Here is a 25,518-nt window from a genome sequence, read left to right on the forward strand (position 1 = left end):
TTTATATGAATATTGCTCGTATAGACCTTAATTTACTTGTGTATTTAGACATGTTGCTACGGGAAAGAAATGTCACCAGAGCAGCAAATCAGTTGGGTATTACCCAACCCGCAATGAGTAATGGTTTACGCCGATTACGTGATCAGTTTGAAGATCCGTTGTTGGTTAGAACGAGCGAGGGAATGATACCGACAGAGCGTGCGCAAAAGCTGCAACCAGTGATTCGTAATATCTTGGCAAACGTTGAAAAGACACTACAGCCGACCACTGAATTCCATGCCGATGACAGTGAGCGGGTGTTTCGCATAATGGCTAGTGACTATGCGGAGTCCACCATTATTCAACCTTTGCTTAAGCGGCTAAGTGAAATAGCGCCGAAAATCCGTCTAGATATCATGACGCCTAGTGATGTTAGTTACCAAGATGTAGAGCAAGGAACGGTGGATATCATCATCAACCGCTTTGATGATATTCCTCAGTCATTCCACCAAATGAGCTTATGGCATGACGGATTCTCATGCTTATTCAGTTGCGATAACCCGATTGCAGATAATTTTGACTTGTTGTCGTATTTGAAAGCGCAACACATTTGGGTAAGTAAAACCGGGATGGGGACTGGGGTTGGGATTAATCCAAGTGAGGCGCAAAAGCTCGGTTGGATTGATGAAGCGCTGATGCGTATTGGTAAGACCCGCAACATTACGGTGTTCACTCGACACTATTTGTCGGCCATCCTATTTGCCCAGCAGAAAAACTTGATCCTTACCATTCCAACCAAAGCGGCGCAGCTTCAGCGTCATAATCCTAAGCTTCTGATAAAGCCAGCACCATTTGCGATTGAGCCTTTTGAAGTGAAGATGGCATGGAGCCCACTTTTGCAAAGTAATCCGGATCACCAATGGATGAGACGCTTGATTAAGAGTGTGGCAAACGAGTTAGAAAGTGGTGTAACAGAGTAGTGAAATTGGGTATTTATTATGTGAATGTTCACTATAAATGGCATAAATTAGCTAAATTTTTGTCTGTTACGTAAATTTATTGAATAGTCATCGATTAATTCGAGAGAGATTTTATGAGCAATCGTATTCAACAGGGAAGCTTGAACATTGATAGCACCCTCTACCAATTAGTTAATGAACAGGTGATGCCAGGCACTGGCATTAATGCTGACGACTTTTGGCAATCTTTTGAGTCCATTCTTAAAGACTTAGCGCCTAAAAACCGTGCTCTATTAATTAAGCGTGATGATCTACAGCATCAGATTGACGCTTGGCACCAAGAGCGATCTGGGCATGCAATAGATGCTGCGGAATACAAACAGTTCCTACAAGAGATTGGTTATCTAGTACCAGAAGGCGATGATTTCCAAGTCACCACTGCCAATGTTGAACCTGAGATTGCAACGCAAGCAGGTCCTCAGTTGGTTGTTCCTATTATGAATGCTCGCTTTGCCTTGAATGCTGCTAATGCTCGTTGGGGAAGTCTTTACGACGCGCTTTATGGAACAGACGTCATCAGTGAAAATGATGGTGCAGAGAAAGGTGGAAGCTTTAATCCGGTTCGTGGAGCAAAAGTGGTGGCTTATGCCCGAGAGTTTCTTGATGAAGCAGCACCGCTAAATGGTGTCTCTCATAAAGACGTGACTAAATACAGTATCAGCAACGTCAGTATCGGCAACACGTTAACCGCAACGTTGGAAAACGGTGAGGAAGTTACGTTGATCGACAGTGATCAGTTCATTGGATACCAAGGGGATGCAAGCGCACCATCTTGCATCTTGTTGAAGCATAATAATCTGCATATTGAGATTCAAATCGATCCGACAGCTCCTATTGGAAGTGTTGATGCCGCGGGTATCAAAGACGTGCTGGTGGAAGCGGCACTGACTACGATTATGGATTGCGAAGATTCAGTAGCTGCAGTGGATGGTGAAGACAAAGCGCTTGCCTATCGAAACTGGTTAGGGCTGATGAAAGGCGACCTACAAGAGTCGCTTGAGAAAAATGGTAAAACCATTGTTCGTAGTCTCAATCCCGACCGTCACTATACTAGCGTGTCAGGCGGAGAAATTTCGCTCAAAGGCCGCAGTATGTTGTTTATACGAAATGTGGGCCACTTAATGACGAACCCGGCTATTATTGATGCACAAGGTAATGAAGTGCCTGAAGGTATCATGGATGGCATGATTACATCGTTAATTGCAATGCATGACTTGAAAGGCAACAGCCAGTATCAAAACTCAACCGCTAACAGCATTAATATCGTCAAGCCTAAGATGCACGGCCCTGAAGAAGTAGCATTTACCAATGAACTGTTTGGTCGTATTGAAGATGCCCTAGGTTTAGAGAGATACACCATCAAAGTTGGCATTATGGATGAAGAGCGCCGTACGTCGGTTAACTTAAAAGAGTGTATCCGCGGGGCGAAAGATCGTGTGGTGTTTATTAACACTGGGTTCTTAGACCGAACTGGTGATGAGATTCATACCAGTATGGAAGCTGGCCCCTTCGCTCCTAAAGCACAGCTGAAGAGTATGACTTGGATTGGTGCATACGAAGATCAAAACGTCGACCTTGGTCTTGCCTGTGGATTGCAAGGTAAAGCACAGATCGGTAAAGGGATGTGGCCTGAGCCCGATAATATGGCCAAGATGATGGAAGCTAAAATTAGTCACCCACAAGCTGGTGCTAATACCGCTTGGGTTCCATCACCAACAGCGGCAACACTCCATGCGCTGCACTACCATAAAGTGAGTGTGCCTAGCCGCCAAAAAGAATTACGCGAGCGAGTTCGAGCGAATGTGGACGACATCTTGACGATTCCGTTGCTAGGCAATCAAAAGTTGACGGCGAAAGATATCCAAAGCGAGTTAGATAACAATACGCAAGGTATCTTAGGTTATGTTGTACGCTGGATTGACCAAGGTGTTGGCTGTTCTAAGGTACCGGATATCAACGATATTGGCCTGATGGAAGACAGAGCGACACTACGTATCTCTAGTCAACATATCGCTAACTGGCTGCGTCACGGCATTTGTAATGAGGCGCAAGTTATGAAAACCATGAAGCGTATGGCTGCAGTTGTTGATGAGCAAAATGCAGGTGACCCTAACTACAAAAATATGGCGCCTGATTTTGAAAGTAGCATTGCGTTTTCAGCCGCATGCCAGCTTGTATTTGAAGGCTGTGCACAACCTAATGGTTACACGGAGCCTGTTCTTCATGCGATGCGCTTGAAGCTAAAAGCAACCCAACACTAAACAATCAACTATAAAAAATACACCCCCAATTAAACCGAGCCCAAGGTGCCGCGCTTTAGAGCGCGGTTTTTTTTATTTTGCGACTAAGTCTTCTTAATGTTGGGGTGTTTTTTATAACTATTTGGAATTTATATTTATTTAAGTAATCAGTGCTTGAGTCTGCAAGGGAGGACTGAACTCACGCAAGGTTCTTATATCGATAGTGCTTTCTGTGCTCCTAGAATCTAACAAGGACGATGTTGCTAAACTCATTTTCGCCCCTTTCGACATTACTTACCAATAAGTGACCAAGTCTAAATTCTGTCATTGCAGGTTGTTTTGTCAGATAAGAATAGCTTATTGGAATAATAGGTTTCCCCCCTTAGGCTAACGAACATTAGGTTTATCATTTCACCTTTACAAAGGGATTAACTGATATTCTTCGTTGGAATACCTATCGGAATTTCATTCAGTATTTAAATGTCAACTAATCTCTATCATAAGCCTCAAGACTAATTTTATAATTCATTTGAGGCTTTTATGAACAAAACAGTGCTTTGTTTCGTGTTATGTGCAGCGACTGCAGTAACACCTCTCTCCTATTCTTTTGCTAACACAGAGATCCTTTCGCCTAATCAAGCATCTTCCTTTGCTGAACAAAGGTTTGAACGCAGAGCGCTTGAAGCTGGTACCTGGTTCATTCCACAAGTTCTTTACGAAACGATGGCATCTGAAACCATTGGTAAGTTTGGTGGTGACCGTAACAACACGGTGTATTTTTTTAAACGCCCTGTGACTTGGCATACTCAGATGATGACTGGCAATAATAATACACCGTATGTCCACACCTATCATAGTATTGAACATGGTCCGGTAGTCATCGAGATTCCGGCTGCAACTGAAGATAATGCCTTCTTTGGCACATTACTCGACTCTTGGCATAAACCTCTAATTGACTTAGGTCCCGATGGCGCTGACCAGGGCAAAGGAGGGAAGTACTTAATCGTTCCACATGGTTATCAGGGTGATACAGAAGGCTACATTGTCGTGGAACAAGAAACTTTTCAAGGCTATACCGCCATACGATCGATGACTAAAACGACTTCAAATGAAGATATGAAAAGCCATGTCGATTACGTGAAAAGTGGCATAAAAATATACCCACTGGGTTCAAGTAACACTCAAACAGTATTCAAAGCAATGGATAGTGTCATCGTAGATACACATCTCCAATGGCAAGATCACTTCAAAACCTCATTTTGGGAGCGAGCACATCAAGCACTTCAAAACGAAGTTATTAAGCATGATGAGAAAGCAATGTACGGAATGTTGCGTTATCTTGGCTTAGAAAAAGGACAAGATTTCGCACCATCTCCAGAGCAGCAAGTAATGTTAAATCAGGCAATCGCGAACCTTCACGCAGAAATGAAAGATAACTTCACACATTACGCGCCCAAATTGTGGGGTGAACAATCGCAGTGGACGATTCCTGTAAACAGAGAAATGATGCTAACCAATGCAACATACACCACTGCTTATTGGCACGACTATGCAGGCCGAGGAACGACATTCGCTTATTACATAGCTCCGCCTAAGTCTTTGGCGGAATCTCGGTCGACAACCTATATCAAAGGTGTTCTCGATGCTGAAGGGAACCCAATGTATGGTGATTACGATTACACGATACATGTTCCCGTTGATGTACCAGCGGAACGCTTTTGGTCATTTCTCACTTACTCTATGGAAACAGGAAGCTTCATCTACGGAGCTGACCGTTTGGGTTGGGCATCCAATGAGCCAGAGATGACATTCAACCAAGATGGAAGTACTGATATCTACTGGTCTTCGAAGTGTGAATACAGAGACTACACCAATTGCATGCCAACCACTAAAGGCGAACAGTTCTTTACTCTATTTAGGCTTTACGGCCCTCAAGCCGACTTCTTCAATGGTAACTTTATGCTGGGCGATATTCAACGTATTGATTCCGAATAAAAGCTACGTGACGCTCCATTAAATCTCAAAGCCATCTCTCTTTATGATTGATGGCTTTTTCTTTTATGTATATGGTAGTAGTCAGCAAGGCACTGAATAAAGCCTCTTTTACTCTCTATTTAGGGACTTGATAGCATTAAGGATAGCTTGAGGTTATGGTACAGATTAAGAGTCGCTCAATATCTACTTTAAGCTTGAATAGCTTGCATCTACTTCAAGTTCTTGGGCAAGAAAAAAGTACTGCTAAAGCTGCAGAAAAACTCTTTGTTACCCAATCTGCAGTGAGTAAGTCTCTTAAGAAAATTCGCGAGCAGCTGCAAGATGAACTTTTCATACGTCATCCTCATGGTCTCACTCCCACACCATATTGCGAAAGAATACTGCTTCGCATTCCCGATTTATACACAAGTTTTGAAGAGGCGCTGGAAATAGAGCAAGGTTTCTCGCCGCAGGAATACTCTGGGACCATTCGTATTGGGATTAGTCCTGTTCTTTATCAACCTATCGTGACCACACTTTTTGAACTGTTACACGAGCAAGCACCAAATGCACAACTCCATTTCGAAAACTGGTCATGGGATACCGACAGTAAATTGAAACACCGTCAGTTAGACTTAGGAATCAACTTTTCTCCCATTGATATTTCAAAAGGGATCCATCAGAAACAAATAGGCCAATCAGATTTTAAAATCTGTTGCCGAAAAGATCATCCTATAGTGGAACAGGGGGCATCTGTCGCCACAATTGCATCTTATCCTCTTACCTTAATGATCTTACCGCATCAATACACGGCCAAACACTACCTTGAGCAATACTTGTCAGAACATGGCTTCGAAGTAAATGTGTTGACTAAGGTCGATCAGATGAATATTTGTTTCGAAATTCTTAAGAAAACGGATAGCATTATGGCCGTTAGCGAACTTGCAGCGAACTCGGTTCCCCAAGAGCTAGTTCTAGTCACTCCTATGCAAGACGTTGAAGTCCCTTTATTAACGATTGCTGCATACAGTTCTAGTGCGAAAAATAACGCTTTCCATCGTTGGCTAATCCAAACTTCAAAGCAATGTATTCAAAGCTTGAAAACAAAGTGATCTTGAATTTCCATTACTCCCTAACTTCCCACTGTGGACATAGGAAAAATGACAGATAAAAAAACACCGAGAACATAGTCTCGGTGTGAAAGATAGTAATAGTAAACTCGGGAGGGCTGAGTCTCCCAATACAAAAATCTTAAGGATCGTTGGCTACATAATGATGTAGAAACAGTTTGATCATATATTCACCACTCCGATTGGAACATTAGACTAAAGTGGTAAAGCGAATAGCAAACTTGAAAACTGATTTTTCATTTTTATTTCACAGAATTTTTTGCGTTTGATGAGATTTTTGCTACGACGCACTTCAAAACCGCATAGTCGTAGTTCTGCTCTAGGTGCTCATAGAGCGGCTTGAGTTTGAAATCTTGTAATGTATTTAAGCTAATTGCCGCTGTTGTGATGGTATCAAACTCTGCCTCACTAATATCGACGACCTGTTCGAGTTGGCAGGCATTGATTTCTATTGCTTTGGCTAAATGGGCCAATACCGTTGCTGGTTTTATATTACGCTCAGTCGCAATCTGTTCAGGCGCCAATCCTTGTTGAAGTCGTGTTAGTGACTCAAGCTCAGTCTCATTTAAGACGATTTCTTGCTCTGTTTTGGGTTCGATAGCATCAATAAAGCGCTGACCATATTTGCTGATTTTAGTCTCGCCAAACCCTGAGATTTGATGCAGCTCGTCAAGTTGTTGAGGTCTCTCAATCGATAGCGCTTCTAGTGTCGCGTCGCTACAAATGATATAGGCCGGAACTTGTTGCTCTGTCGCTAAGGATGAGCGCACCTGTTTTAATACATCAAACTGTTTGATGTCTCCTGTTGAAAGTCCAGTACGGCGACCTTTAGTACTAGAGCGAGCTTTTGAATTAGAACTACGAAGCTTTCGTAATTGGATGGGGGCTTCACCTTTTAAGTATGGTCGACAATGTTCGGTCAAGCGGAGACTGCCATGGTCGCCATGTACCTCTAGCAGGTTCATTGCAAGCAATTGACGAAATACGCCTTGCCATTGTTTCGCATTTAATTCGGTGCCGATACCGAACGTAGAGACGTTATGGTGCTGGTTCTGTTCAATTCTTTGGTCTGACTTGCCAAGTAGAATATTAATTAAATAGCTAGCACCAAAGCGTTGCTCGGTACGAAACACGGTAGAAAGTGCTTTTTGTGTAGCTTCTAGTCCATCCCAAGTCTCGGGTGGTGTAAGGCAGTTATCACAGTTACCGCATGGCTGTTCCAGTGATTCTCCAAAATAAGCCAAGAGTGCTTGGCGGCGACAAGTGGCAAGGTCGCAGTAGCCTAGCAGTGCATTGAGTTTTTGAATGGAAGTAAATTTGAATTGCTCCGAAGCGTCGGAGTTTTGCACCATTTGGCGTTGTAATACCATATCTTGCATGCCAAATGCCATCCAGGCATTGGCTGGCTGACCATCACGTCCGGCACGTCCTGTTTCTTGATAATAGGCTTCGATACTCTTCGGCAGACTTAAGTGTCCAACAAAACGTACATTAGGCTTATCAATCCCCATACCAAACGCAATCGTGGCAACTATGATGATGCCATCTTCTCGTAAAAACCTTTGTTGATTCAACGCTCGCTGATCCGCAGACATACCCGCATGATAAGGGAGGGCAACTTTACCTAACTCATTGAGCCATTGAGCTGTTTCTTCCACCTTTTTTCGGGACAGGCAATAGATAATACCTGCATCTTCTGGATGATGAGCTTGGATAAATGACCAGAGTTCTTGCTTGGCATTACTAAGGTCTGAGACGTGGTATTGAATGTTTGGTCTATCAAAACTGTGAACAAAGACTTCGGCGTTCTTTAAGGCCAGCTGTTCGATAATTTCTTGCTGTGTCCGACTATCCGCAGTCGCGGTAAGTGCTATTCGTGGAACAGAAGGAAAGCGCTGCTTTAGGACATCTAGCTTTTGGTATTCAGGACGAAAGTCGTGTCCCCATTGGCTAACGCAGTGTGCTTCATCAATGGCAAATAATGATAAATGGCACTGCTCTAGCAGACTAAGCGTTCGCTCCAGCATCAGTCGTTCTGGAGCTACATACAAAATATCGATATCGCCAGATCTTAGCTGTTGTTCGACAATCTGCTGATCATAGGGCGTTAAAGTTGAGTTTAAATATGCAGCTTTTACACCTATCTGATGAAGGGCATCGACTTGGTCTTGCATCAAAGCAATGAGTGGTGACACAACAATCCCAACCCCTTGCCGCAAAATGGCAGGGATCTGATAACAGATCGATTTACCGCCTCCAGTAGGCATTAAGGTCAGTACATCGTTTCCTGATATAAGAGTGTTGATGATGGACTCTTGCTGATGACGGAACTCATCATAACCAAAAAGGGATTTGAGTAATTGTTGTGGAGTCATTGGTTTGGCTATATTCGGATAGGTCGACACAGTTTCTCAATCGTGACGATAGTTTTCAAGCGCAGTCTGTTGTCACTTGAGGTTACTCGGGTTAACTCAATGAAAGGATGCAATAAAAGTTGTAGTCGATGGTTTAGAAATCAAAAAAACGGATTAAGTAGGAAAGAAGGGGAAGGAGAGATAGTCGGGCTTAGCTTGACATATAAGCCCGACTTATACGGAGCTTTGGAATACGTTAGCACTCCATTGCTAGTCACTTTTTGTTGCAAGTGACGTCTTTTTAGAACAAAGGGTAACAAAAAAGTTCCATTACCCTTATTCAAAAAGTTGGTTTATAGACCTTTGATGTTCTCAACTTCAAGTTCGTTGAAGTAGCGAACAGTCTTCACTTTAAGCTCTTGCTGAGCTGCATCGTCAGCAACGATGATCGCTTTGCGGTGCATTTGAAGTGCTGTCACTGTCCACATGTGATTTACAGAACCTTCAACTGCCATTTGTAGAGCAAGTGCTTTGTTGTGACCTAGAGTTAGGATCATTACTTCTTCTGCATCTAGAAGAGTCGCCACACCGATAGTTAGTGCGTACTTAGGTACTTGATTGATATCGTTATCGAAGAAACGAGAGTTAGCGATACGAGTATCTTCTGTCAGAGTTTTGATACGAGTACGAGATGCTAGAGAAGAACCTGGCTCATTGAATGCGATATGACCATCAATACCCACACCACCCATGAATAGGTTGATCTTGCCGTATGAACGAATCTTTTCTTCGTACGCAGCACAGTGAGCATCGATGTCATCAGCAAGACCGTCAAGAAGGTTGATGTTCTCTTCTTGGATGTCTACATGATTGAAGAAGTTGTTGTACATGAACGAACGGTAAGATTCTGGGTGCTCAGGGTCGATACCAACGTACTCATCCATGTTGAAAGTAACAACGTTTTTGAAGCTTACTTCACCAGCGTTGTATAGTGCGATCAGCTCTTTGTATGTAGAAAGAGGTGTTCCACCAGTTGGCAAACCTAGAACAAATGGTTTTTCAGCAGTTGGTTGGAATGCATTGATACGCTCTGCGATATGGCGTGCTGCCCACTTACCTACTTGTTCTGCGTTTTGTAATGGAATAAGTCTCATGTTGATCCCCTAATAATAGAATTTAGTTTGTTCTGAAACATTAATTCGCATTATAAAATAAGTTTTTCGAGTCGGCTATTACTTTTCTGTGAATTTTGCGATTTTTCTTGATCGGGATCGCTTTTCATTAGCTTTATGTCGACAAAATCGACAAAGTGAAAGGGATGAAAGTTAAAAATTTCGATAGGTAAATAAAGTGGTTACGACGCGTAAGCTAGGTCATTTTTGAGGTGAAAAGCTAAGAGGGCGCGATGCACCCTCTAGAATTCTTTAGATAGCTTGACCGTTTGCAGTAACTGCAACATCGACATTGCCTCGTAGAGCGTTTGAATATGGGCATACTTGGTGTGCAACACGAACCAGTTCAATAGCAGCGGCATCTTCCATATCTAATGTCACATCAAGCGCAACATCCAAAACAAATCCGCCTTGTTCGTTTGCTTTTAATGCAACCGTTGCTTTTGTCGGCGCCGCTTTTAGGCCAAGCTTCTGCTGCTGAGCAACATGAAGGATTGCGTTCGAAAAACACGCTGAATAACCAGCAGCAAAAAGCTGTTCTGGGTTAGTCGCCGTTCCCGTGCCGCCAAGTGCTTTAGGATATGACAACGCAAGATCTAATAGACCGTCATCTGTAGTCACTTGTCCGTTACGTCCAGCAAGAGCGGTAGCAGAAGTTGTATAAAGTGCAGACATGATTCATTCCTTATGTATTAATAATGATTGCGTGTAATTAGATTGTGCACAAATCATATTGCCAAATAAGAGTGATTGCAAGTATATTGTGCGCAATATAAATAAATGGTTTGGAAAGATATGAAGTTCGACCAACTAGAGTCATTAGATATCGATAAGCAAGTTTGCTTTGCACTTTACAGCGCTAGTAATGCGCTGACGCGAGCTTATCGACCAATTTTGGAACAGATTGACCTGACATATCTGCAATACATGACCATGCTTGTATTGTGGAAGAAAGCCCCGATGAACGTTAAAGACATTGGTGCAGACTTGAAGTTGGATTCTGGAACGCTCACTCCTTTACTTAAAAGACTTGAACAGAAAGGGCTTGTGGAGAGAAAACGCAGTGAAACAGACGAGCGTGCGAGAATGATTACTGTCACAGAACAGGGCTTTGCTCTGCGTGAAAAAGCCATGTCAGTCCCCAACTCCATTGCATGTAAGGCTCAATTGGAACTGGAAGACGCGCTGACATTAAAACGAATCTGTGAACAATTGACCAATAACCTAATGGATTAGTACTTGATGGATATCGAAGGATTATCAAAAGTAGGCTTTAAGCACCTTCTGGCGCTTCATGTCATGCTTGACACAAGCAGTGTCACCAAATCAGCAGAAGTACTGTCGGTTACGCCATCCAGTGTGAGCAAAACCATCACTCAGTTACGTGAAATATTAGACGATGAATTGTTTTACCGTGATGGTTCTCAACTCACGCCAACCCCTTATGCCGTAAAAATCGCGCCATTGATTCACTCTATGCTGGCAAGTATGAACGGCTTATTGAACCAAACACGATTTGAACCAAACTCATTTGAAGGTCGGTTCAGCCTATCGATGAGAGAAAGCACTTTTGAGTTGTTTGCGCATTCCTTGGCGCGGCTTACCATAGAGTGCACGCCAAAGGCCAAACTCCAAATCATGACAAAGGCTCGATTTGGCTTCGACGCTTTGCACAGTGGCCAAGTAGATTTCATTATTCTCCCTCACGATGTGAGCCAAGCCCCAACCAATACCAAAGAGTTGATTTGGGAAGTGATTCTGGAAGATGAATTGGTTTGCCTAATGTCTTCTGAAAACCCGTTAGCAGGACGTGAACTGACAATTGATGATTATCTAAATAGTCAGCATATCGGTATTTCAGATGCCGAACTCAATCGCCCTTATTTTGAGCAGACTCTACGCCAGAAATATCGCGCTAGAGATGTAAAAGTGAATGTTTCAGACTTTGGTGCGGCAGCTGTACTGTGTCATCAATCCAATTTGCTGTTTACTTGCTCTAAAAAATGGGCCGATATTGCGCTTCAAGCAAAAGGATTGGTAGCAAAACCCCTGCCTTTTGAATACGGTAAGGTGGCATACAGTTTGGTGTGGAACCGAGCTAGCATTAACGATCATGCCATCGCATGGCTATGTAATTATCTTCGAAATCTCGCTTAAACCTTAGCTGCTTGTTTATGAAAACCGTATTGGCAGTTGCATATTGATAGGTGATGAAATAGTCTGTTATTTCATCACTAAGGAAATTCATATGTTTGCACAGTCTAACTACCTCTGGCTTCTACTCGATATACCAGTAGCTCGGTAGGTTTTTCTGTGCCTGGCTACGAGTAAAGCGTAGCCAGTCCACACCGCTTATTCTCGTAGCCTTTATTGAAAGGGAGTAAGAATGAGCAACGCGATAGAATCATCCCAAACGTCATCGAAGCCTCAATATGTTAAAGGGTTAGTGTTCGCTTTATCTGGAGCGGCGCTTTTCTCACTCAAGCCGATATTGATTAAAATCGCTTTTCAATATGGTGGCGATGCTACAACCATCATGTCGTTACGCGCATTTAGCTCGCTGCCTTTTTATTTATTGGTGCTTTGTGTTCTTTGTCGTTCAGCGGAAAGGCGCCAGCACGTTAGACGTCATGGGTGGCAAGCTGCATTAGTAGGCGTTTTAGGTTACTACGTTGCCAGTTATCTAGATATAGCCGCATTGGAGTACATCAGTGCTCAACTCGAACGGTTACTTATATTCCTATTCCCCAGCTTCGTGGTGCTATTTTCTTGGGTATTTTTGGGACAAGCGCCATCCAAGCTTGTGCTTAAAGCCGTTGGTATAGGGTATTTAGGTATTGGTTTTATTATCGCTCACGACTTACAGTCTTTTGGCGGAGAAGTGTGGAAGGGGAGTGGCTTGGCTATAGCATCGGCCATCGTGTTTGCTGCTTACTTAATGTTAAGTAAAAACATCATAAGTAAGATGGGAAGCGAGCTGTTTACCAGTATTGGCATGGGTAGCGCCGGATTAGCGATCCTAGTGCATTTGTTCTTATCAGGGATTAGTCCGAGTGACTGGTCGTTTCCTCTAATTTTGCTGGGTATTATATTAGGAATCTTCTGCACAGTGCTTCCCTCTTACCTTATCGCAGCTGGAATGGCACGACTAACCGCGACCGAATTGAGTGTCACGTCAAATATAGGCCCCGGCATTACGGCATTAGCGGCGGTGCTTGTTCTAGGTGAGGCATTTACTGTCTATCACGCCGTTGGGTTATGCTTAGTATTGTACTCGGTATACAGTATGAAACAGGCAAACTAAGATATCACTGTGGCTAGATTGGTTACCCAACTAGCCACATTAAACATAGCGGAGGAAAGGTTTATTTCCATGCGCTACCGAATTGAATATAGGTTGTCCACTCTTCAGGTCCTTTTGCGATGTCGATACCCATACGCAAACCAAGCTGACGGGCAAGCAAGTATCGAAAACCGGCACCTTGGGTATAATATACTTTGCTTCTAGAGATGCTTTCATCATGATTGAATGCAGTACCTGCACCAGCAAATCCAAGAATCGTCCAGCGATTATCAATGTCATAGCTCAGTTCGATTTCACCCAAGGCCGTATTGTCGCCACGATAACGCATGGCTGCTATGCCTCTCATTTCAATAAATGGTTTGGCGTACACTTCTGCTCGTGGGTCAACGTTGTCCGAAATAGATTTCACATCTGCGCGCAGCCCTAGCCCCCATTTTGATGAAAGTCTCGAGTAGTTGAGGAAATAAGCATTGTATTTTTGGTAGTCGAATTGACCCCCGAAGGCTTTTCTATGGTAATCCAGTTTGATACCCGCTTTAGTCCCTTCTCTTGGGGAGAACTGGTTGTTACGACTATCGTACATCGCTCGAATGCCCACTCGTCCATCTCTAGAGTTTAATGCTAACTCATTCAATTGGTCGAAGGTCGATGTCGAAGACATATAGCTGTAAGCGCCACCAAGGAAGAAGTTTGACTCTCCTAGTCGAAAATCAATCTCCTGAAAGAAATACAGCCCTCTTAAACTTAGATCGAGAGGGGTATCTTGTTCGTACATTTTCAAGTTGAACTGTGCGCCAAACAAACCGCCAAGATAACGGATTTTATCGTTGCGCCAGTTGCCAGAATGAAAACCACCATAAAGATGGGAGCCGTTGCTTGTTCCAAGTGCCATCAACCCAGAAGTGCTGGCTGGAATATCTTCAACTTTTTCACCGGCCAAGCGTTTCGCTTTACGTTCGTCTGATTCGTGGAAGAAAAGCAACGCTGCACCACCGCCGACGCCAACTGCTGGGTCAGTGACTGTAAGGGGAACTGGCAAAAAACCAGCTGCGTTATCCAAGATAAATTGGCTGCCATCCAGTCTGCCGTCCGTAGGGTCGATAAAACTGTCCATCATTCCCGCACTGGTGTTTTTTGAAATGAAAATAAGTGGTAGTGACAGTAAAGCGAATAGGTGGGTTCTATTAGGTATTTGCATGTGTTGTTACTTAGTTAGGCCTATTAGGTGAAGTTGACTCCCTATTTTTCCTTTATTTTATAAAGGATTCTGGTCTTCCTAAGTCAGAACTGTGTAGTTTAACGACGAATGGACAAATACTCCAAGTGCCACCTATTCGAATGCTTTATAAGTATTAGTTGGACATTAGTGGGTTTACTCTAGTGGTCTTAAAACTGTGCTCTAACTGAATCAATAAATTCTAGTGTGCTGAGTAGAGCAAGAAAGGGATCAAAAGATACAGAGTAGTGATAATTATCACAGCAAACAGTGCATAAAAAGTGAATCAGACATCGAAAAATCCTATATAAAATAGGCTCAAAATGCGGTAATGTCCGCGTGTTATTCCTAACAAATAAAAAGCGTCCAATGATTAATAAGTTCTTAAGCTTGTCCGATACAGCGAAAGGGATTAGCGCGTCGATTTTAGCCTCATGCTTGTTTGGCTTATTGCCTCTCTATGTTCAATTTCAGCCCGAGTTAGAAGCATTTAATGTTGCGGGAGGCGAAGGGCATTGGATCGCGGCACAGCGTATTATCTGGAGCGTGCTTGTTGTGCTCTTGTTTCTTACGCTGAGCCGAAGAATTGGTATGCTTTTTAGCGCGCTAAAACAAGTCAACCGCTGGCATCGGTATTTGTTCTCTGCGTTACTCGTTGGACCGCAATACTGGATTTTTGTTTGGGCACCTTTATATGGGGAGACCTTGTCAGTCGCCTTAGGCTACTTCTCTCTACCTTTAGTGCTGGTGGTGGTTGGGCGATTTGTTTATGGCGATAGACTGACACCGCTACAAACTCTGGCTTGCTGTGTGGCTGGTGCCGGGGTGATATACGCTTATATGATGGCTGAAGGGTTATCGTGGATCGTGTTATTGATTGCGCTTGGCTATCCAGTTTATTTTGTCCATAGGCGGACTTTGGGTGTCAAAAGCGATGTTGGTTTTGCGCTCGATAATTTATTCCTGTTGCCATTTGCGTTAGGGGCCACACTCTATCTTCAACCATGGAGTTATATCCAGCAATTGGATGCATCGGTTTGGATTTACTATGTTGGCTTGGCGGTAGCTGGCTCAGTTCCTATGTTGCTCTTTTTGTTTGCGTCACAGTCTTTATCTATGTCGCTCTTTGGCTTGTTAGGGTATGTTGAACCTGTTTTAGTATTCTGTGTAGGACTACTGTTAGGGGAGCGTGTGGCTGCGAGTGACATGCCGACGTATTTATTGGTGATGGTTGCTTTACTAATATTAGCCATAGATGGATTAAAACGCGCCCGTTCTCACGGCGCCGTGAAATAATCAGTTTACCAAGTATTAGCATAGAGAATTGATGATGTTAGAAAAGATTTGGTCAGAATATCAATCGGGCTTGCGAAACTTCTTGAGAAGTAAGATTTCCAACGAATCGGATGCGGAAGATGTGCTGCAGGAAATTTTGATAAAAACCTATCAGAATCTCGACAAGCTACAGAACCCAGACAGCATCAAATCTTGGCTATTCCAAATCGCTAATCGTTCCGTAATCGATTTTTATCGAGCAAATGGTAAAGCTTCTTTGGCAGAGGGAGAAACCTTGTGGTACGAAAGCTCAGAAGAAGATGCCAAGCAACAACTCGCGAGTTGTATTCAGCCACTGATGAGCTCATTGTCTGATTCTTCGGCCGAGCTTTTACAGTCGATAGATATCGATGGTAAGTCGCAGAAAGAAGTTGCTGAGCATCTAGGTGTTAGTTACTCAACACTGAAGTCGCGAGTGCAAAAAAGTCGTACAGAATTGAAAGCTGTTTATGAGCAATGTTGCCGTTTCTCCTTCGACTCGCAAGGTGCTGTCATGGATTACGAAGCGAAAAAATCGAAATGTGATAAGTGTTAAGCGTTCAGCCTTGGTTGAATTCTGTGCAGTACTGGTTATGGGGCACTGCACACTATCTTAATCGCGAGATGTTACATTACCGAGCTAAAACTTCCCAAGGGCACTTCTAAAGTGTTTTCACCGACTCTGATCGGACTTCCAATCATTTCGTCATACGCATTATCTTGTCTTAGAACGACTTCCTTTGCCTCAATGTTATGGCATAATCTGCGCATATCAACGATGTTGTGACTGCGTATCAGCCGCCCATCTTCTTCTGTAATGTAGTGTTCGTCACCATCAATAATCACCGATGCTTGATAAAGCGACATTTCAAGTGAGTGTATGACCAACTTATCAAACTGAGCAAACTGTTCTAAAGCGCTTAATTTTGTGTTCATGCTAACTCCTCCTTGCTAGACAAATTTCTTACGATGTCAGTCGTCAAATTGTTCAAATAATGTTCGGTCAGGCTTTGGGGCCGGGAGGTTGAGAAGGCGTTTTTTAACGGTTTTTAGTTCGATTTACAATGTAAATGCAAGGTATAGCTGAGGTGCTATGCCTATTACATTTAGGGATTGTGACTACTTCAATTTAACTACCAAGCCGCTTGGAATATTTCCGCGATTTCTTGTTTAGTTGCCTGACGAGGATTGGTTAAACAGCAAACATCATTCAGTGTACTTTCTGATAGTTTATCAATATCACCTTGGTTAACACCTAATTCTGCTAACGTCGCAGGAATGTTTACCTTTCTTGCAAGCTCATTCATCGCTTCAATTGCCAGCTGAGAAGCTTCTTCTGTTGTTAATCCATGAACCTCTTTGCCCATTGCTTGCGCAATATCGACGAATTTTTCAGGGTTAGCCGTGAGATTAAAACGTTGTACATGAGGAAGGAGTACAGCATTACAAATACCATGTGGAAGGTGATAAGTTGCGCCTAACTGATGAGCCATCGCATGTACGTAGCCAAGAAGCGCGTTGTTAAATGCCATACCTGCCATAAACTGAGCGTAAGCCATTTACTCCCGAGCTTCGAGGTTACTTCCGTTGCTGACACACGTTGGCAAATGTTTAGTAATTAGCTCAATTGCTTTTAATGCAACCGTGTCTGTGATCGGGTTCGCGGCAACTGAGACATAAGCTTCAATAGCATGAGTAAGTGCATCCATGCCTGTTGCAGCAGTCAGTGAGCTCGGCATGGCAAGCATTAACTGAGGGTCGTTTACTGAAATCAATGGGGTTACCTTTTGGTCAACGATCGCCATTTTGATTTGTCTGCTTTCGTCCGTGATGACGCTGAACATCGTCATCTCAGAAGCGGTGCCAGCTGTGGTATTAATCGCAACTAAGGGGAAGGGTGATTTACTCGCTTTGTTGATCCCTTCATAGTCGGTGATTTTTCCGCCATTAGTTGCGACTAAGGCGATGCCTTTTGCACAGTCATGAGGTGAGCCACCACCAACAGAGATAATAAGATCACAATCATTGTCTACTAACGTAGAGAAACCTTGTTCTACATTGTCGATGGTAGGGTTAGGCTGTGTTCCATCGTAAATAGCAAAAGATATGCCTTTGGCGGCGAGTTGCTCAGTAATCGTTGCCACGAGGCCAATTTGAGTTAAAACGGCATCCGTCACTATCAGCGCTTTGCTAAAGCCTTGTTGGTGAATGGTATCTACGGCTTGAGATAAACAACCACTGCCTAATAAATTGGTAGAGGGAAGGATAATAGAACTGCTCATTTGAATGCTCCTTGCTATTCGCCATGATGTATATGATAGCGAGAAGCTAACATGGGCAAGAGCAAGTTCTTATGATGTAAATCAATGGGTTAGTATGAGATAGATTTAGTGTAAATTATGTACTAACCCTTTTAAAACAATTGGTTAAGCGGTTTTTGTGGAGTGGCCTATCACTATTTGTGGTATTGAGTACCCTGAACTATTAGTAATACGGATGGTTAAATGTGACCGAGTTCACCAAGTGTTACTTTAGATAATGCACGATCAGCTTCGAGAGTGTGGGCAATTAACTTTCGTGCGTCATCAAGTTCAAAGCCTTGATCTAATGATCTATCTGCTTCTTTAGTGACCATTTTTAGGATCTCGATAGAGGAAGAAATATCGTCAATTGACCCTTTTAGCTCGCTCAGTATCTGAAGACTAAAAAGTTGCTCTGTGAGCTTTCTAATCGCAGATTCAAGATCATAGGCGTCCTCTCTCAAATACATTGTAGTTTTGTATGTTTCTAGTCGCCGAAGTGTGTCGATTAAGCACTCTTGAAGAGTTAACTGATCCATAGCCATTCCTCAATCAGGGTCGTATTCTTCCAGCTTGGGATATAATTACCGAATATCGAACTTTATAAGTACTTTTGTGACTAGTTTCCGATTTTTTAAGGAATCAAGCCTTTCATTTTGGTCAGTCCCCATGCGCCCGTGGTAACGATATCTTGGATTTCGCCTTCGATGACCATAGTTTCAAACTCTTTGATCGTGAAGGCCTGAGTGATGAGATCTTCTTCTTCACTATCAAGGCGCTGTTGCTTTTGAGTCAGTTCAGTAGCGAGGTAAACGTGGCAGGTTTGATTGAGGAAACCGTACGCGATGAGTTGTTTGCCTACATATGTCATATTTTGTGCTTCAAGTCCGGTTTCTTCTAATAACTCACCCTTGGCGAGATCCAGATGATCTGCATCGGGATTCGACTCCCAAGCACCCTGAGGAAGCTCCCAGAAGCGAGCACCCACCGAATATCGGAACTGTTGAACTAAGTGAATGTTCTGGCCGTCAAGGGCAATAATAACCGCGCAGTCGGGTTTATCTACTACACCATAGATTCCTTCTTTGCCACTGGGGCGTTCTATTCTATCTTCGCGAACGGTCATCCAATTGTTTTTATATGCGACTTTTGAATCTAGTGTTTTTATGGTCATGCAATTCTGGCCCTTAAATTGTTCTAGGAGAGATAAATCACATTACTTCGAACTCTTATAATTTCAATAAGAAAAAACGAGAATTCAAAGAATTAGATCCTATTCTTATAGAAAATCATACTGTTAATGGATGACCAAATGAAACACTGGCTAATAGTATTCTTGAGTTATTGTGTCGTCATGACTTCTTGGGCAGAGAGTGCTTTTCCTTTAGCCCCCCCGGATACCAGTACGCCTAAAGCAACTTATGAAAGTTACCTTAAGCGGGTAACTGAGGCGAATTTGGCTCTGGGAGAGGTTTATGGTGATATTGCCAATGTAAGTGTGGAGCAAAAGCAGAATATCTACGCGCTGTTCGACAAAGCCTCACAAACTTTTGATCTTTCCGCTATTTCCGATCTTAATCGTCATAGAGTTGCGATGGAATCGGTAATGTTAATGAAAGAGGTTCTGGATCGTATACCGAGCTTTGACCCGGCAATGATACCCGACTCTAAAGACGTTCAAAGTTGGACGATTCCGGATACTAATATACAAATAGTAAAGCAAGAATCTGGTAATTATCTCTTCTCTAGACAGACTGTGGCGAATCTTCATGATTACTACTCATTAGTGAAGCACTTACCCTCGAAGTTAGATTCTACGCCTGACTATTATCAATATTATTCATTGAGTGCAGGACGATTGATTCCGCCAACGTGGTTTTCACTTATTGACTCGCTGCCTCCTTCGATGATGTCTGAAATCGCCGATCAAGCGGTATGGCAATGGGTTGCGTTCCTATTATTAACCGCTCTTCTTACAGGTTACGCGTATTTGGTCTATCGACAGGTGCACCATGCGCTGTTGAAGCCCTCTTTGATGGCATTGGGATTGTTTGGCTATACATGGATTGCTGATTATCAGCTCAATCTAACGGGTGGTCTGATGAACCTTCTCAACGTGGCAGGGGAGTTATTATTCTGGCCTTTGATTGCACAAGTCGCATACATCGTCGCATCCTCAAGCTGTAAAGTATTATTCGCTGGTAATGGCCAGGTTAGTGGCTTGAAGAAGAGTTTGAGTCAAATCACGGGAACCATTCTTGGTACCTTATGTGGGGTAGCAATTCTTGGGTTCGGTTTACATCGTTTGGGTGTCCCAGTGTATGGGATTGTGACCGGGCTAAGTCTAGGTGGTATGGCAATTGCTCTGGCGATAAAACCTACGATGGAAAACCTTATAGGCGGGGTCATTCTATTTATGGACAAGTCTTTGTCTGTTGGCGACTTCTGTAAAGTAGGTAGTGTTTCTGGAGTAGTCGAGCAAATTGGTGTTCGTTCTACATTGATTCGAGCTAAAGACCGAACGCAAGTCACTATCGCTAACGGCGATCTAGTGAAAATGCAAATCATCAATTTCAGTCGCAGGGACCGTTATCCACTTTTGGTGACTCTCAATCTTCGCTATGAAACTCCAATGGAAACGATGGTGAGCTTGACTCGCGATATCCGTTCAATGTTGGAAGCACATGAGTTGATTTTGGCATCACCACTCAGAGTACATTTTTCTTCGTTCAGCGATTACAGTCTGGATATTGATATATTCGCCCATATTGATACCCAAGAGCGGGAAGCATTCTTGACCATTCAGCAAGAATTACTGATGAAGATAAATCAGATTGTTGTTGAGCATGAAGCCAAATTTGCCTTGCCATCGAATACCACGTATCTAAAATCCGACTTCCAGCTTAACAATCCCAATCAGCTCAAAGTAGCGGGCGATAGAGACTGAATGCTCCACTGATTATTCAATAGGGGCGATTCCCCGTCCCTTGCTTACATAATTTGTCCTTCAAATTGTTAATCAGCGCTAGCACCCTAGCGCTGATTTTGTTACAACAGTGCCAGAAAATTACCAACCTTAATTGATACAAAAAGGACATGAACGTGGCACAACCTATTCAGTTTGAAAAGTTCGTCGATCTAGATTTTGATTTGGCGGAATGTCCACGCTGGGACTGGCGTAATGAATCTTGGATGTGGGTCAACATCTGTGACGGAGAGCTTTGGCGCCAAAAAGACGGTGTGAACGAAAAACTTGAGTTTGGCGAACCTATTGGGTGTTTCGCTATGCATGGTGAACAAGGGTTCATCGTAGCGCTTAAGTCAGGTATGTATCACATTAGCAATTGGGGTGCAGAAAAAACGTCTTTGGCACCGTTAGTCTCTGAGTTTCCACGCATGCGTTACAACGATGGTCGCACTGCACCTGGTGGACGCTTTGTTGCTGGTACGCGTAATGGCGCCAAGGTTGGTGACCAAGGGCAATTCCATCAGTTACATCTTGATGGCACGATTGAAGCGCTACCAATGTTCGCCTGGACATGTAATGGCCTAGCGTTTTCACCAGATGGTCAATGGTTGTACTGGGCAGATACAGGTTCAAGTAAAGTGTATAAGCACAGCTACGACGCTGAAACAGGTCAATATGGTGAGCAACTAGTGCATTGTGACCTTACTGAACACAATGGTCGTCCTGATGGTGCAAGTGTAGATGCTGAAGGGAACTACTGGGTAGCAATGTATGCAGGTCAATCTGTGGTTAAAATCTCACCTGATGGCGACGTTATTGACGTGATTGCTGTGCCATCAGAAAACCCTACAATGGTCGGTTTTGGTGGTGAAGAGTTAACGGATCTTATTGTGACTTCTGCAGAAGGCAGTAATGAGAAAGGCAAGCTTCTGATTGCTAAAAACGTAGCACAAGGCCTAAAAGAAACACTAGCAGCAGTGGCGGTATAAGCTCGCTACGGCGCGTACCCAATGTAGTCATAGCGGTGCATCTGAGTGCACCGCTGTCAACAACTCATCGACATCTGCTGTTGGCGATACACAGCTCGATTCATGTCACTTAAGTCATCTTCTGTAATATACTTTTTGGCGACCACGTTGCCTGACACCACCAGGTGAGAAATGTAATCTCTGCAACTCGTTGTGGGCATATTGCTCCACATGAAGTCTGCTTTGGTGGTATCACTAAAGCCGATATTAAGCACGATAAACCGCTGCTTATTCCTCATATCGTATACGTTGATCTCACACTGTTGCATACTGCACCCCCTTGTTTTGCCCACCGCTATTCAAGGCTAACCTACTATTCTCAGTAAGGAATGCTTTTGAACATCGTGTTATTCAAAATCTCATCATTGCAACATATTCTAAATTTTGTTTAACAGTTAAGTTACACGCTATGCGTACGGTAAACTTTGAAGCAGTTCAAAGAGTTAATTTTCGAAAGGTTGGGATTCGTATTTCTGGAAGGTTGATCAAAAAAAATTACCACTAATGTAATGATTTTGTTAATTAAAATGAGGGTGCAGAGAGCACCCTTGTCAATTTAGAGCTGAGTTACTTTAGAATCAGGCGGGCGTTATGTGGCTGTATAGGACGTGCATTATTCCCCATAGTGTCAGATAAGTTATCCAGAGGTGCTTGTTCAATAAATTGTGGGTCAGTTAAGACAATCCAACGTACTCCTTCGCTACATGGTGGAGTGGTTAGTGAACCGTTGTAACGATAATAGCTGTGAACTCTTGGAAGCATTGATTCAAGTTTTACATCTGATTCCACTTTTATTGACTGGCCATTTGCTGGCAGTGTATTCAGAAGAGCCGAAAGGGCAGAGTCTTCTCGTTTCCCTATGTCGTACATAACGGCAACAACCGCGAGTTCACCATTATCATTGGCGTGGACGAAATGCGCTTCAAGCGGGGCGTGTTTACCGTTAATGGTATTCTCAGACGGAGTATGAAAGTGGAACTGTTTTAACGTGAACGTTTGTTGGTCCAGTTTCAAGGTGTTGTTACCCGTGACATTGATTTGAATGGTATGCCCATTATTAACAACGTTGCCAATGCTACCTGAATAGTCAAACTCAAGTGGCGTCATCTCTGCTGCGGTAAGCGATTGTGTTTCTATATCGATGGGGCTTTGATTTTTACCTTGGCTGCATGTGCTACTGAATGAGCCCCAGTGTGCAGGGCCGTTATCTGAATCGTATCCCCAACTTTGCGCGACTACCGCTTGAGAGAATGGCAGCAGTGATGTGAGAGTTAGAGCGAGTGTTATCTTATTTTTCATCTGATGATTATCCTTGTCTGACGTAGAGAGTATGAATACTCTGGCGCTAGAATAATGGATAATTTCAAAATGCAATTATTTGCATATTTAGTTTGCGATTCTGCTCCAATCTTAACCAAAAAGTCTATGTCTTGAGCTGTCGAAATGTAAGTAAAATCATCAAACCAGCAAGCAAGATGCTAAACCCTATTGGAGCAACGTCTAAGTAGGCGCTCAATGACATGATAAGGCCTGCCAATCCAAACCCGATAGTGTGTCCTGTTGCAATAAGCCCACTGATCTGTCCCTGATTTTCACTATGATGTTGCATTGCTTTTGCTGTGTAGGCTGGAGCCATTACAGCATTACCTGAAGAAAGAACGATGATAGCAACTAGGTACGTGGTAATGCTAGGTACCAGAAACAGTCCGTAGCCAATGAGTGTGAGAGTGGCACCCAGAGTCAGCATCTGATTGACTGAGAACAGCTTTTTCTTTACGACAAATACCTGCGTCAATAACGTTGCCACTGCACTGGTTGTCAGCAAATAGCCAACCCAATCTGACCATTGTTCGGGTGTTAATTCAGGTATGCTTTGCAGCAACGGCGTTAACGAGTAATGCAGTACGCCAACGGCTGCACAGAGACAAAGCCCAATGGTGATATAACTTTTAATACTACCTAGAAGCGCACGACTTTTTATCTTCTTGGGGCTTACTGTCGATGGTATGGAAGGTTGCAATAGACACAGTGTCACCAGAAATAACGCGGAGGAACCGACGAAAGCGAAAGGAAGTAGCGGATTTAACTTAACTAAGGCAACGGATAGCAATGGCCCACCAATTCGGCCAACGCTAAGTGCGGCGCTGACAGAGGTAATTGCGCTCAAGCGATTTTCTTTCCCAACAGTTTGTATTGCCCAGAGTTGACTGGCTGGCACTAATCCCGACACTGTCAAACCATAGATTATTCTCAATGTACCCAATAACAAAATACTTGTCGCCGTTGAAATCCAGCTCTGTTCTAGGGCATGGATGATCAGGGCAAAACCGATAAAGGTAACAGCAAGGCCCAACAATCCTATAGAGACCACTTTTCTAGGCCCAGACTTATCACTCTGCTTTCCCCAGTATGGAGCGCTAGGTAGAAATAGAACACTTCCAATGGCAATTAGTATCGACCATGTGCCCAAGTCAATATCTGTGGTCATTACCAGTATCGGTAGTGAAACAAGTAGCGCATTTTGTCCAAAGCCGATCAGCGAAGCGAATGCGCCAATTAGCCACAGATTGCGGGTCGGACGTTGTTTCGCTGGAATGGTGTGAGTGTCGAGCATAGCAATGAGGTTTTATAGAGTGGTGACAGAACACTCTAAAGTAATTACAATGCGCATACAAATCTTTCTCATTTGCAATTATATTAATTGCTTTAATAATAAGATGCTCAATTTATTATGTTTTCATTAAAGCAAGCAAGCTTCCAAATAGGCTCACTTGAAATCCTAGTCCCTTTTGATTTGGACTTTGTTGCTGGGGAAGTCACCTCGCTGCTAGGTCATAATGGTAGTGGTAAATCAAGCTTGATTAAAATGCTTAGCCGCCAGAATCAAACTGCATCAGGAGAGGTGACCCTAGAAGGCAAAATCATTGATGATTACTCACCAAAAGAGTTTGCTAAGAAAGTGGCTTACCTTCCTCAACATCCACCTATCACCGATGGTGTGACAGTTCGTGAACTAGTGATGTTTGGCCGTTATCCCTGGAAAGGCGTGTTAGGCAGATATAACGCTGAAGATTATCAGATTGTCGAAGATGCCATTAAACGTGTTGGCTTGCAGCCGTTCGCTGAACGTTTCGTGAGTACGTTATCCGGAGGTGAGAGGCAGCGTGCTTGGGTTGCTATGCTTTTGGCTCAACAAAGCGAATGTATCTTGCTTGATGAACCAACCTCCGCACTCGATGTTACCCATCAATATGAGTTACTAAAACTGATTCGAGAATTAAACCAGAGCCTAGGTCTGACGGTGATTATGGTAATCCATGACGTCAATATGGCTGCGAGGTTTAGTGATCGTCTGGTGGCTCTTAAACGAGGACGAATTGTTGTAGATGGCTCGCCAGAAGCGGTGATGAATGAAACATCACTATCAGAAATCTACGGAATGCCTCTCTCTACCTTTACTGACCCACAAACTCAGAACGTCATCAGCTACGTTCGTTAACCCAATCAAGGAAAGCTCGCT

22 protein-coding genes and 1 pseudogene are annotated in these 25,518 nt (G+C 43.3%); 12 read left to right on the forward strand and 11 right to left on the reverse strand.

Annotation, left to right across the window (positions count from 1 at the left end; all coding sequences use genetic code 11):
- Positions 1-5 precede the first annotated feature (5 nt).
- From MMA19_RS11765 to MMA19_RS11780, 4 genes are all read left to right on the forward strand, one after another.
- On the forward strand, positions 6-959 hold the full coding sequence (locus MMA19_RS11765) for a LysR family transcriptional regulator (protein WP_240206287.1): 954 nt from the start codon (positions 6-8) through the stop codon (positions 957-959).
- A gap of 113 nt (positions 960-1,072) precedes the next feature.
- Entirely contained in the window at positions 1,073-3,259 is a 2,187-nt protein-coding gene (locus MMA19_RS11770; protein WP_240206288.1) for a malate synthase G, read from the forward strand.
- Positions 3,260-3,778: 519 nt separating this feature from the next.
- Entirely contained in the window at positions 3,779-5,233 is a 1,455-nt protein-coding gene (locus MMA19_RS11775; protein ID WP_240206289.1) for a DUF1254 domain-containing protein, read from the forward strand.
- 155 nt (positions 5,234-5,388) lie between these two features.
- A complete protein-coding gene (locus MMA19_RS11780; RefSeq protein WP_240206290.1) occupies positions 5,389-6,324 on the forward strand; it encodes a LysR family transcriptional regulator in 936 nt (311 codons plus the stop codon).
- Positions 6,325-6,584: 260 nt separating this feature from the next.
- On the opposite strand, the gene recQ is transcribed toward MMA19_RS11780, so the two are convergent.
- The 3 genes from recQ to MMA19_RS11795 form a co-directional block, all read right to left on the reverse strand.
- Positions 6,585-8,717, reverse strand: coding sequence for a DNA helicase RecQ (gene recQ / locus MMA19_RS11785; RefSeq protein WP_240206291.1), 2,133 nt, complete (start codon positions 8,715-8,717; stop codon positions 6,585-6,587).
- Between the two features lie 332 nt (positions 8,718-9,049).
- Entirely contained in the window at positions 9,050-9,850 is an 801-nt protein-coding gene (gene nagB, locus MMA19_RS11790) for a glucosamine-6-phosphate deaminase (protein WP_031493925.1), read from the reverse strand.
- A gap of 270 nt (positions 9,851-10,120) precedes the next feature.
- Complete coding sequence (locus MMA19_RS11795; RefSeq protein ID WP_031493924.1) at positions 10,121-10,543, reverse strand: organic hydroperoxide resistance protein; 423 nt, start codon at positions 10,541-10,543, stop codon at positions 10,121-10,123.
- A 105-nt stretch (positions 10,544-10,648) separates the two neighbouring features.
- On the opposite strand from MMA19_RS11795, the gene MMA19_RS11800 reads away from it, so the two are divergent.
- The 3 genes from MMA19_RS11800 (at position 10,649) to MMA19_RS11810 (ending at position 13,172) form a co-directional block, all read left to right on the forward strand.
- Positions 10,649-11,104, forward strand: a complete 456-nt coding sequence (locus tag MMA19_RS11800; protein ID WP_239921482.1) for a MarR family transcriptional regulator — start codon at positions 10,649-10,651, stop codon at positions 11,102-11,104.
- 6 nt (positions 11,105-11,110) lie between these two features.
- Positions 11,111-12,025, forward strand: coding sequence for a LysR family transcriptional regulator (locus tag MMA19_RS11805; RefSeq protein WP_062456139.1), 915 nt, complete (start codon positions 11,111-11,113; stop codon positions 12,023-12,025).
- A 229-nt stretch (positions 12,026-12,254) separates the two neighbouring features.
- Positions 12,255-13,172 (forward strand): DMT family transporter, encoded by a 918-nt coding sequence (locus MMA19_RS11810; protein WP_240206292.1) that lies wholly within the window; start codon positions 12,255-12,257, stop codon positions 13,170-13,172.
- Positions 13,173-13,233: 61 nt separating this feature from the next.
- On the opposite strand, the gene MMA19_RS11815 is transcribed toward MMA19_RS11810, so the two are convergent.
- A complete protein-coding gene (locus MMA19_RS11815) occupies positions 13,234-14,370 on the reverse strand; it encodes a glyceraldehyde-3-phosphate dehydrogenase (RefSeq protein WP_240206293.1) in 1,137 nt (378 codons plus the stop codon).
- Positions 14,371-14,757: 387 nt separating this feature from the next.
- Here MMA19_RS11815 and rarD point away from each other — a divergent pair, with 387 nt between their 5' ends.
- Together rarD and sigZ are read left to right on the forward strand one after the other, a co-directional pair.
- Positions 14,758-15,684, forward strand: coding sequence for an EamA family transporter RarD (gene rarD, locus MMA19_RS11820; RefSeq protein ID WP_006070363.1), 927 nt, complete (start codon positions 14,758-14,760; stop codon positions 15,682-15,684).
- 34 nt (positions 15,685-15,718) lie between these two features.
- Positions 15,719-16,258, forward strand: coding sequence for an RNA polymerase sigma factor SigZ (gene sigZ / locus MMA19_RS11825; RefSeq protein WP_240206433.1), 540 nt, complete (start codon positions 15,719-15,721; stop codon positions 16,256-16,258).
- Positions 16,259-16,329: 71 nt separating this feature from the next.
- Here sigZ and MMA19_RS11830 read toward each other — a convergent pair whose 3' ends face one another.
- The 4 genes and pseudogenes from MMA19_RS11830 to MMA19_RS11845 all read right to left on the reverse strand — a co-directional run bounded on the left by MMA19_RS11830 (position 16,330) and on the right by MMA19_RS11845 (position 19,176).
- Positions 16,330-16,638: a DUF6482 family protein gene (locus MMA19_RS11830; RefSeq protein WP_038227394.1), complete on the reverse strand. Its 309-nt coding sequence runs from the start codon at positions 16,636-16,638 to the stop codon at positions 16,330-16,332.
- Between the two features lie 197 nt (positions 16,639-16,835).
- A pseudogene (locus MMA19_RS11835) lies at positions 16,836-17,984 on the reverse strand (iron-containing alcohol dehydrogenase).
- Positions 17,985-18,202: 218 nt separating this feature from the next.
- On the reverse strand, positions 18,203-18,541 hold the full coding sequence (locus MMA19_RS11840) for a hypothetical protein (RefSeq protein WP_240206294.1): 339 nt from the start codon (positions 18,539-18,541) through the stop codon (positions 18,203-18,205).
- A gap of 95 nt (positions 18,542-18,636) precedes the next feature.
- Positions 18,637-19,176, reverse strand: a complete 540-nt coding sequence (locus tag MMA19_RS11845) for an NUDIX hydrolase (RefSeq protein WP_240206295.1) — start codon at positions 19,174-19,176, stop codon at positions 18,637-18,639.
- Positions 19,177-19,314: 138 nt separating this feature from the next.
- Here MMA19_RS11845 and MMA19_RS11850 point away from each other — a divergent pair, with 138 nt between their 5' ends.
- Positions 19,315-20,949 (forward strand): mechanosensitive ion channel family protein, encoded by a 1,635-nt coding sequence (locus MMA19_RS11850; protein ID WP_240206296.1) that lies wholly within the window; start codon positions 19,315-19,317, stop codon positions 20,947-20,949.
- 149 nt (positions 20,950-21,098) lie between these two features.
- Entirely contained in the window at positions 21,099-21,959 is an 861-nt protein-coding gene (locus MMA19_RS11855; RefSeq protein WP_216610642.1) for an SMP-30/gluconolactonase/LRE family protein, read from the forward strand.
- A gap of 56 nt (positions 21,960-22,015) precedes the next feature.
- On the opposite strand, the gene MMA19_RS11860 is transcribed toward MMA19_RS11855, so the two are convergent.
- The 3 genes from MMA19_RS11860 to MMA19_RS11870 form a co-directional block, all read right to left on the reverse strand.
- Entirely contained in the window at positions 22,016-22,267 is a 252-nt protein-coding gene (locus MMA19_RS11860; RefSeq protein ID WP_062456117.1) for a hypothetical protein, read from the reverse strand.
- 298 nt (positions 22,268-22,565) lie between these two features.
- Positions 22,566-23,297 carry a carbonic anhydrase family protein gene (locus MMA19_RS11865; protein ID WP_171392650.1) on the reverse strand — a complete coding sequence of 244 codons (732 nt, stop codon included), beginning with the start codon at positions 23,295-23,297 and terminating at the stop codon, positions 22,566-22,568.
- Between the two features lie 124 nt (positions 23,298-23,421).
- A complete protein-coding gene (locus MMA19_RS11870; protein ID WP_240206297.1) occupies positions 23,422-24,612 on the reverse strand; it encodes an MFS transporter in 1,191 nt (396 codons plus the stop codon).
- A gap of 117 nt (positions 24,613-24,729) precedes the next feature.
- Between MMA19_RS11870 and MMA19_RS11875 the strand changes: the two genes are divergently transcribed.
- A complete protein-coding gene (locus tag MMA19_RS11875) occupies positions 24,730-25,497 on the forward strand; it encodes an ATP-binding cassette domain-containing protein (RefSeq protein ID WP_088877980.1) in 768 nt (255 codons plus the stop codon).
- Positions 25,498-25,518: the final 21 nt, after the last annotated feature.

The organism is Vibrio sp. CyArs1 (genome assembly GCF_022432925.1).
GTDB classification, from domain to species: Bacteria; Pseudomonadota; Gammaproteobacteria; order Enterobacterales; family Vibrionaceae; genus Vibrio; species Vibrio mediterranei.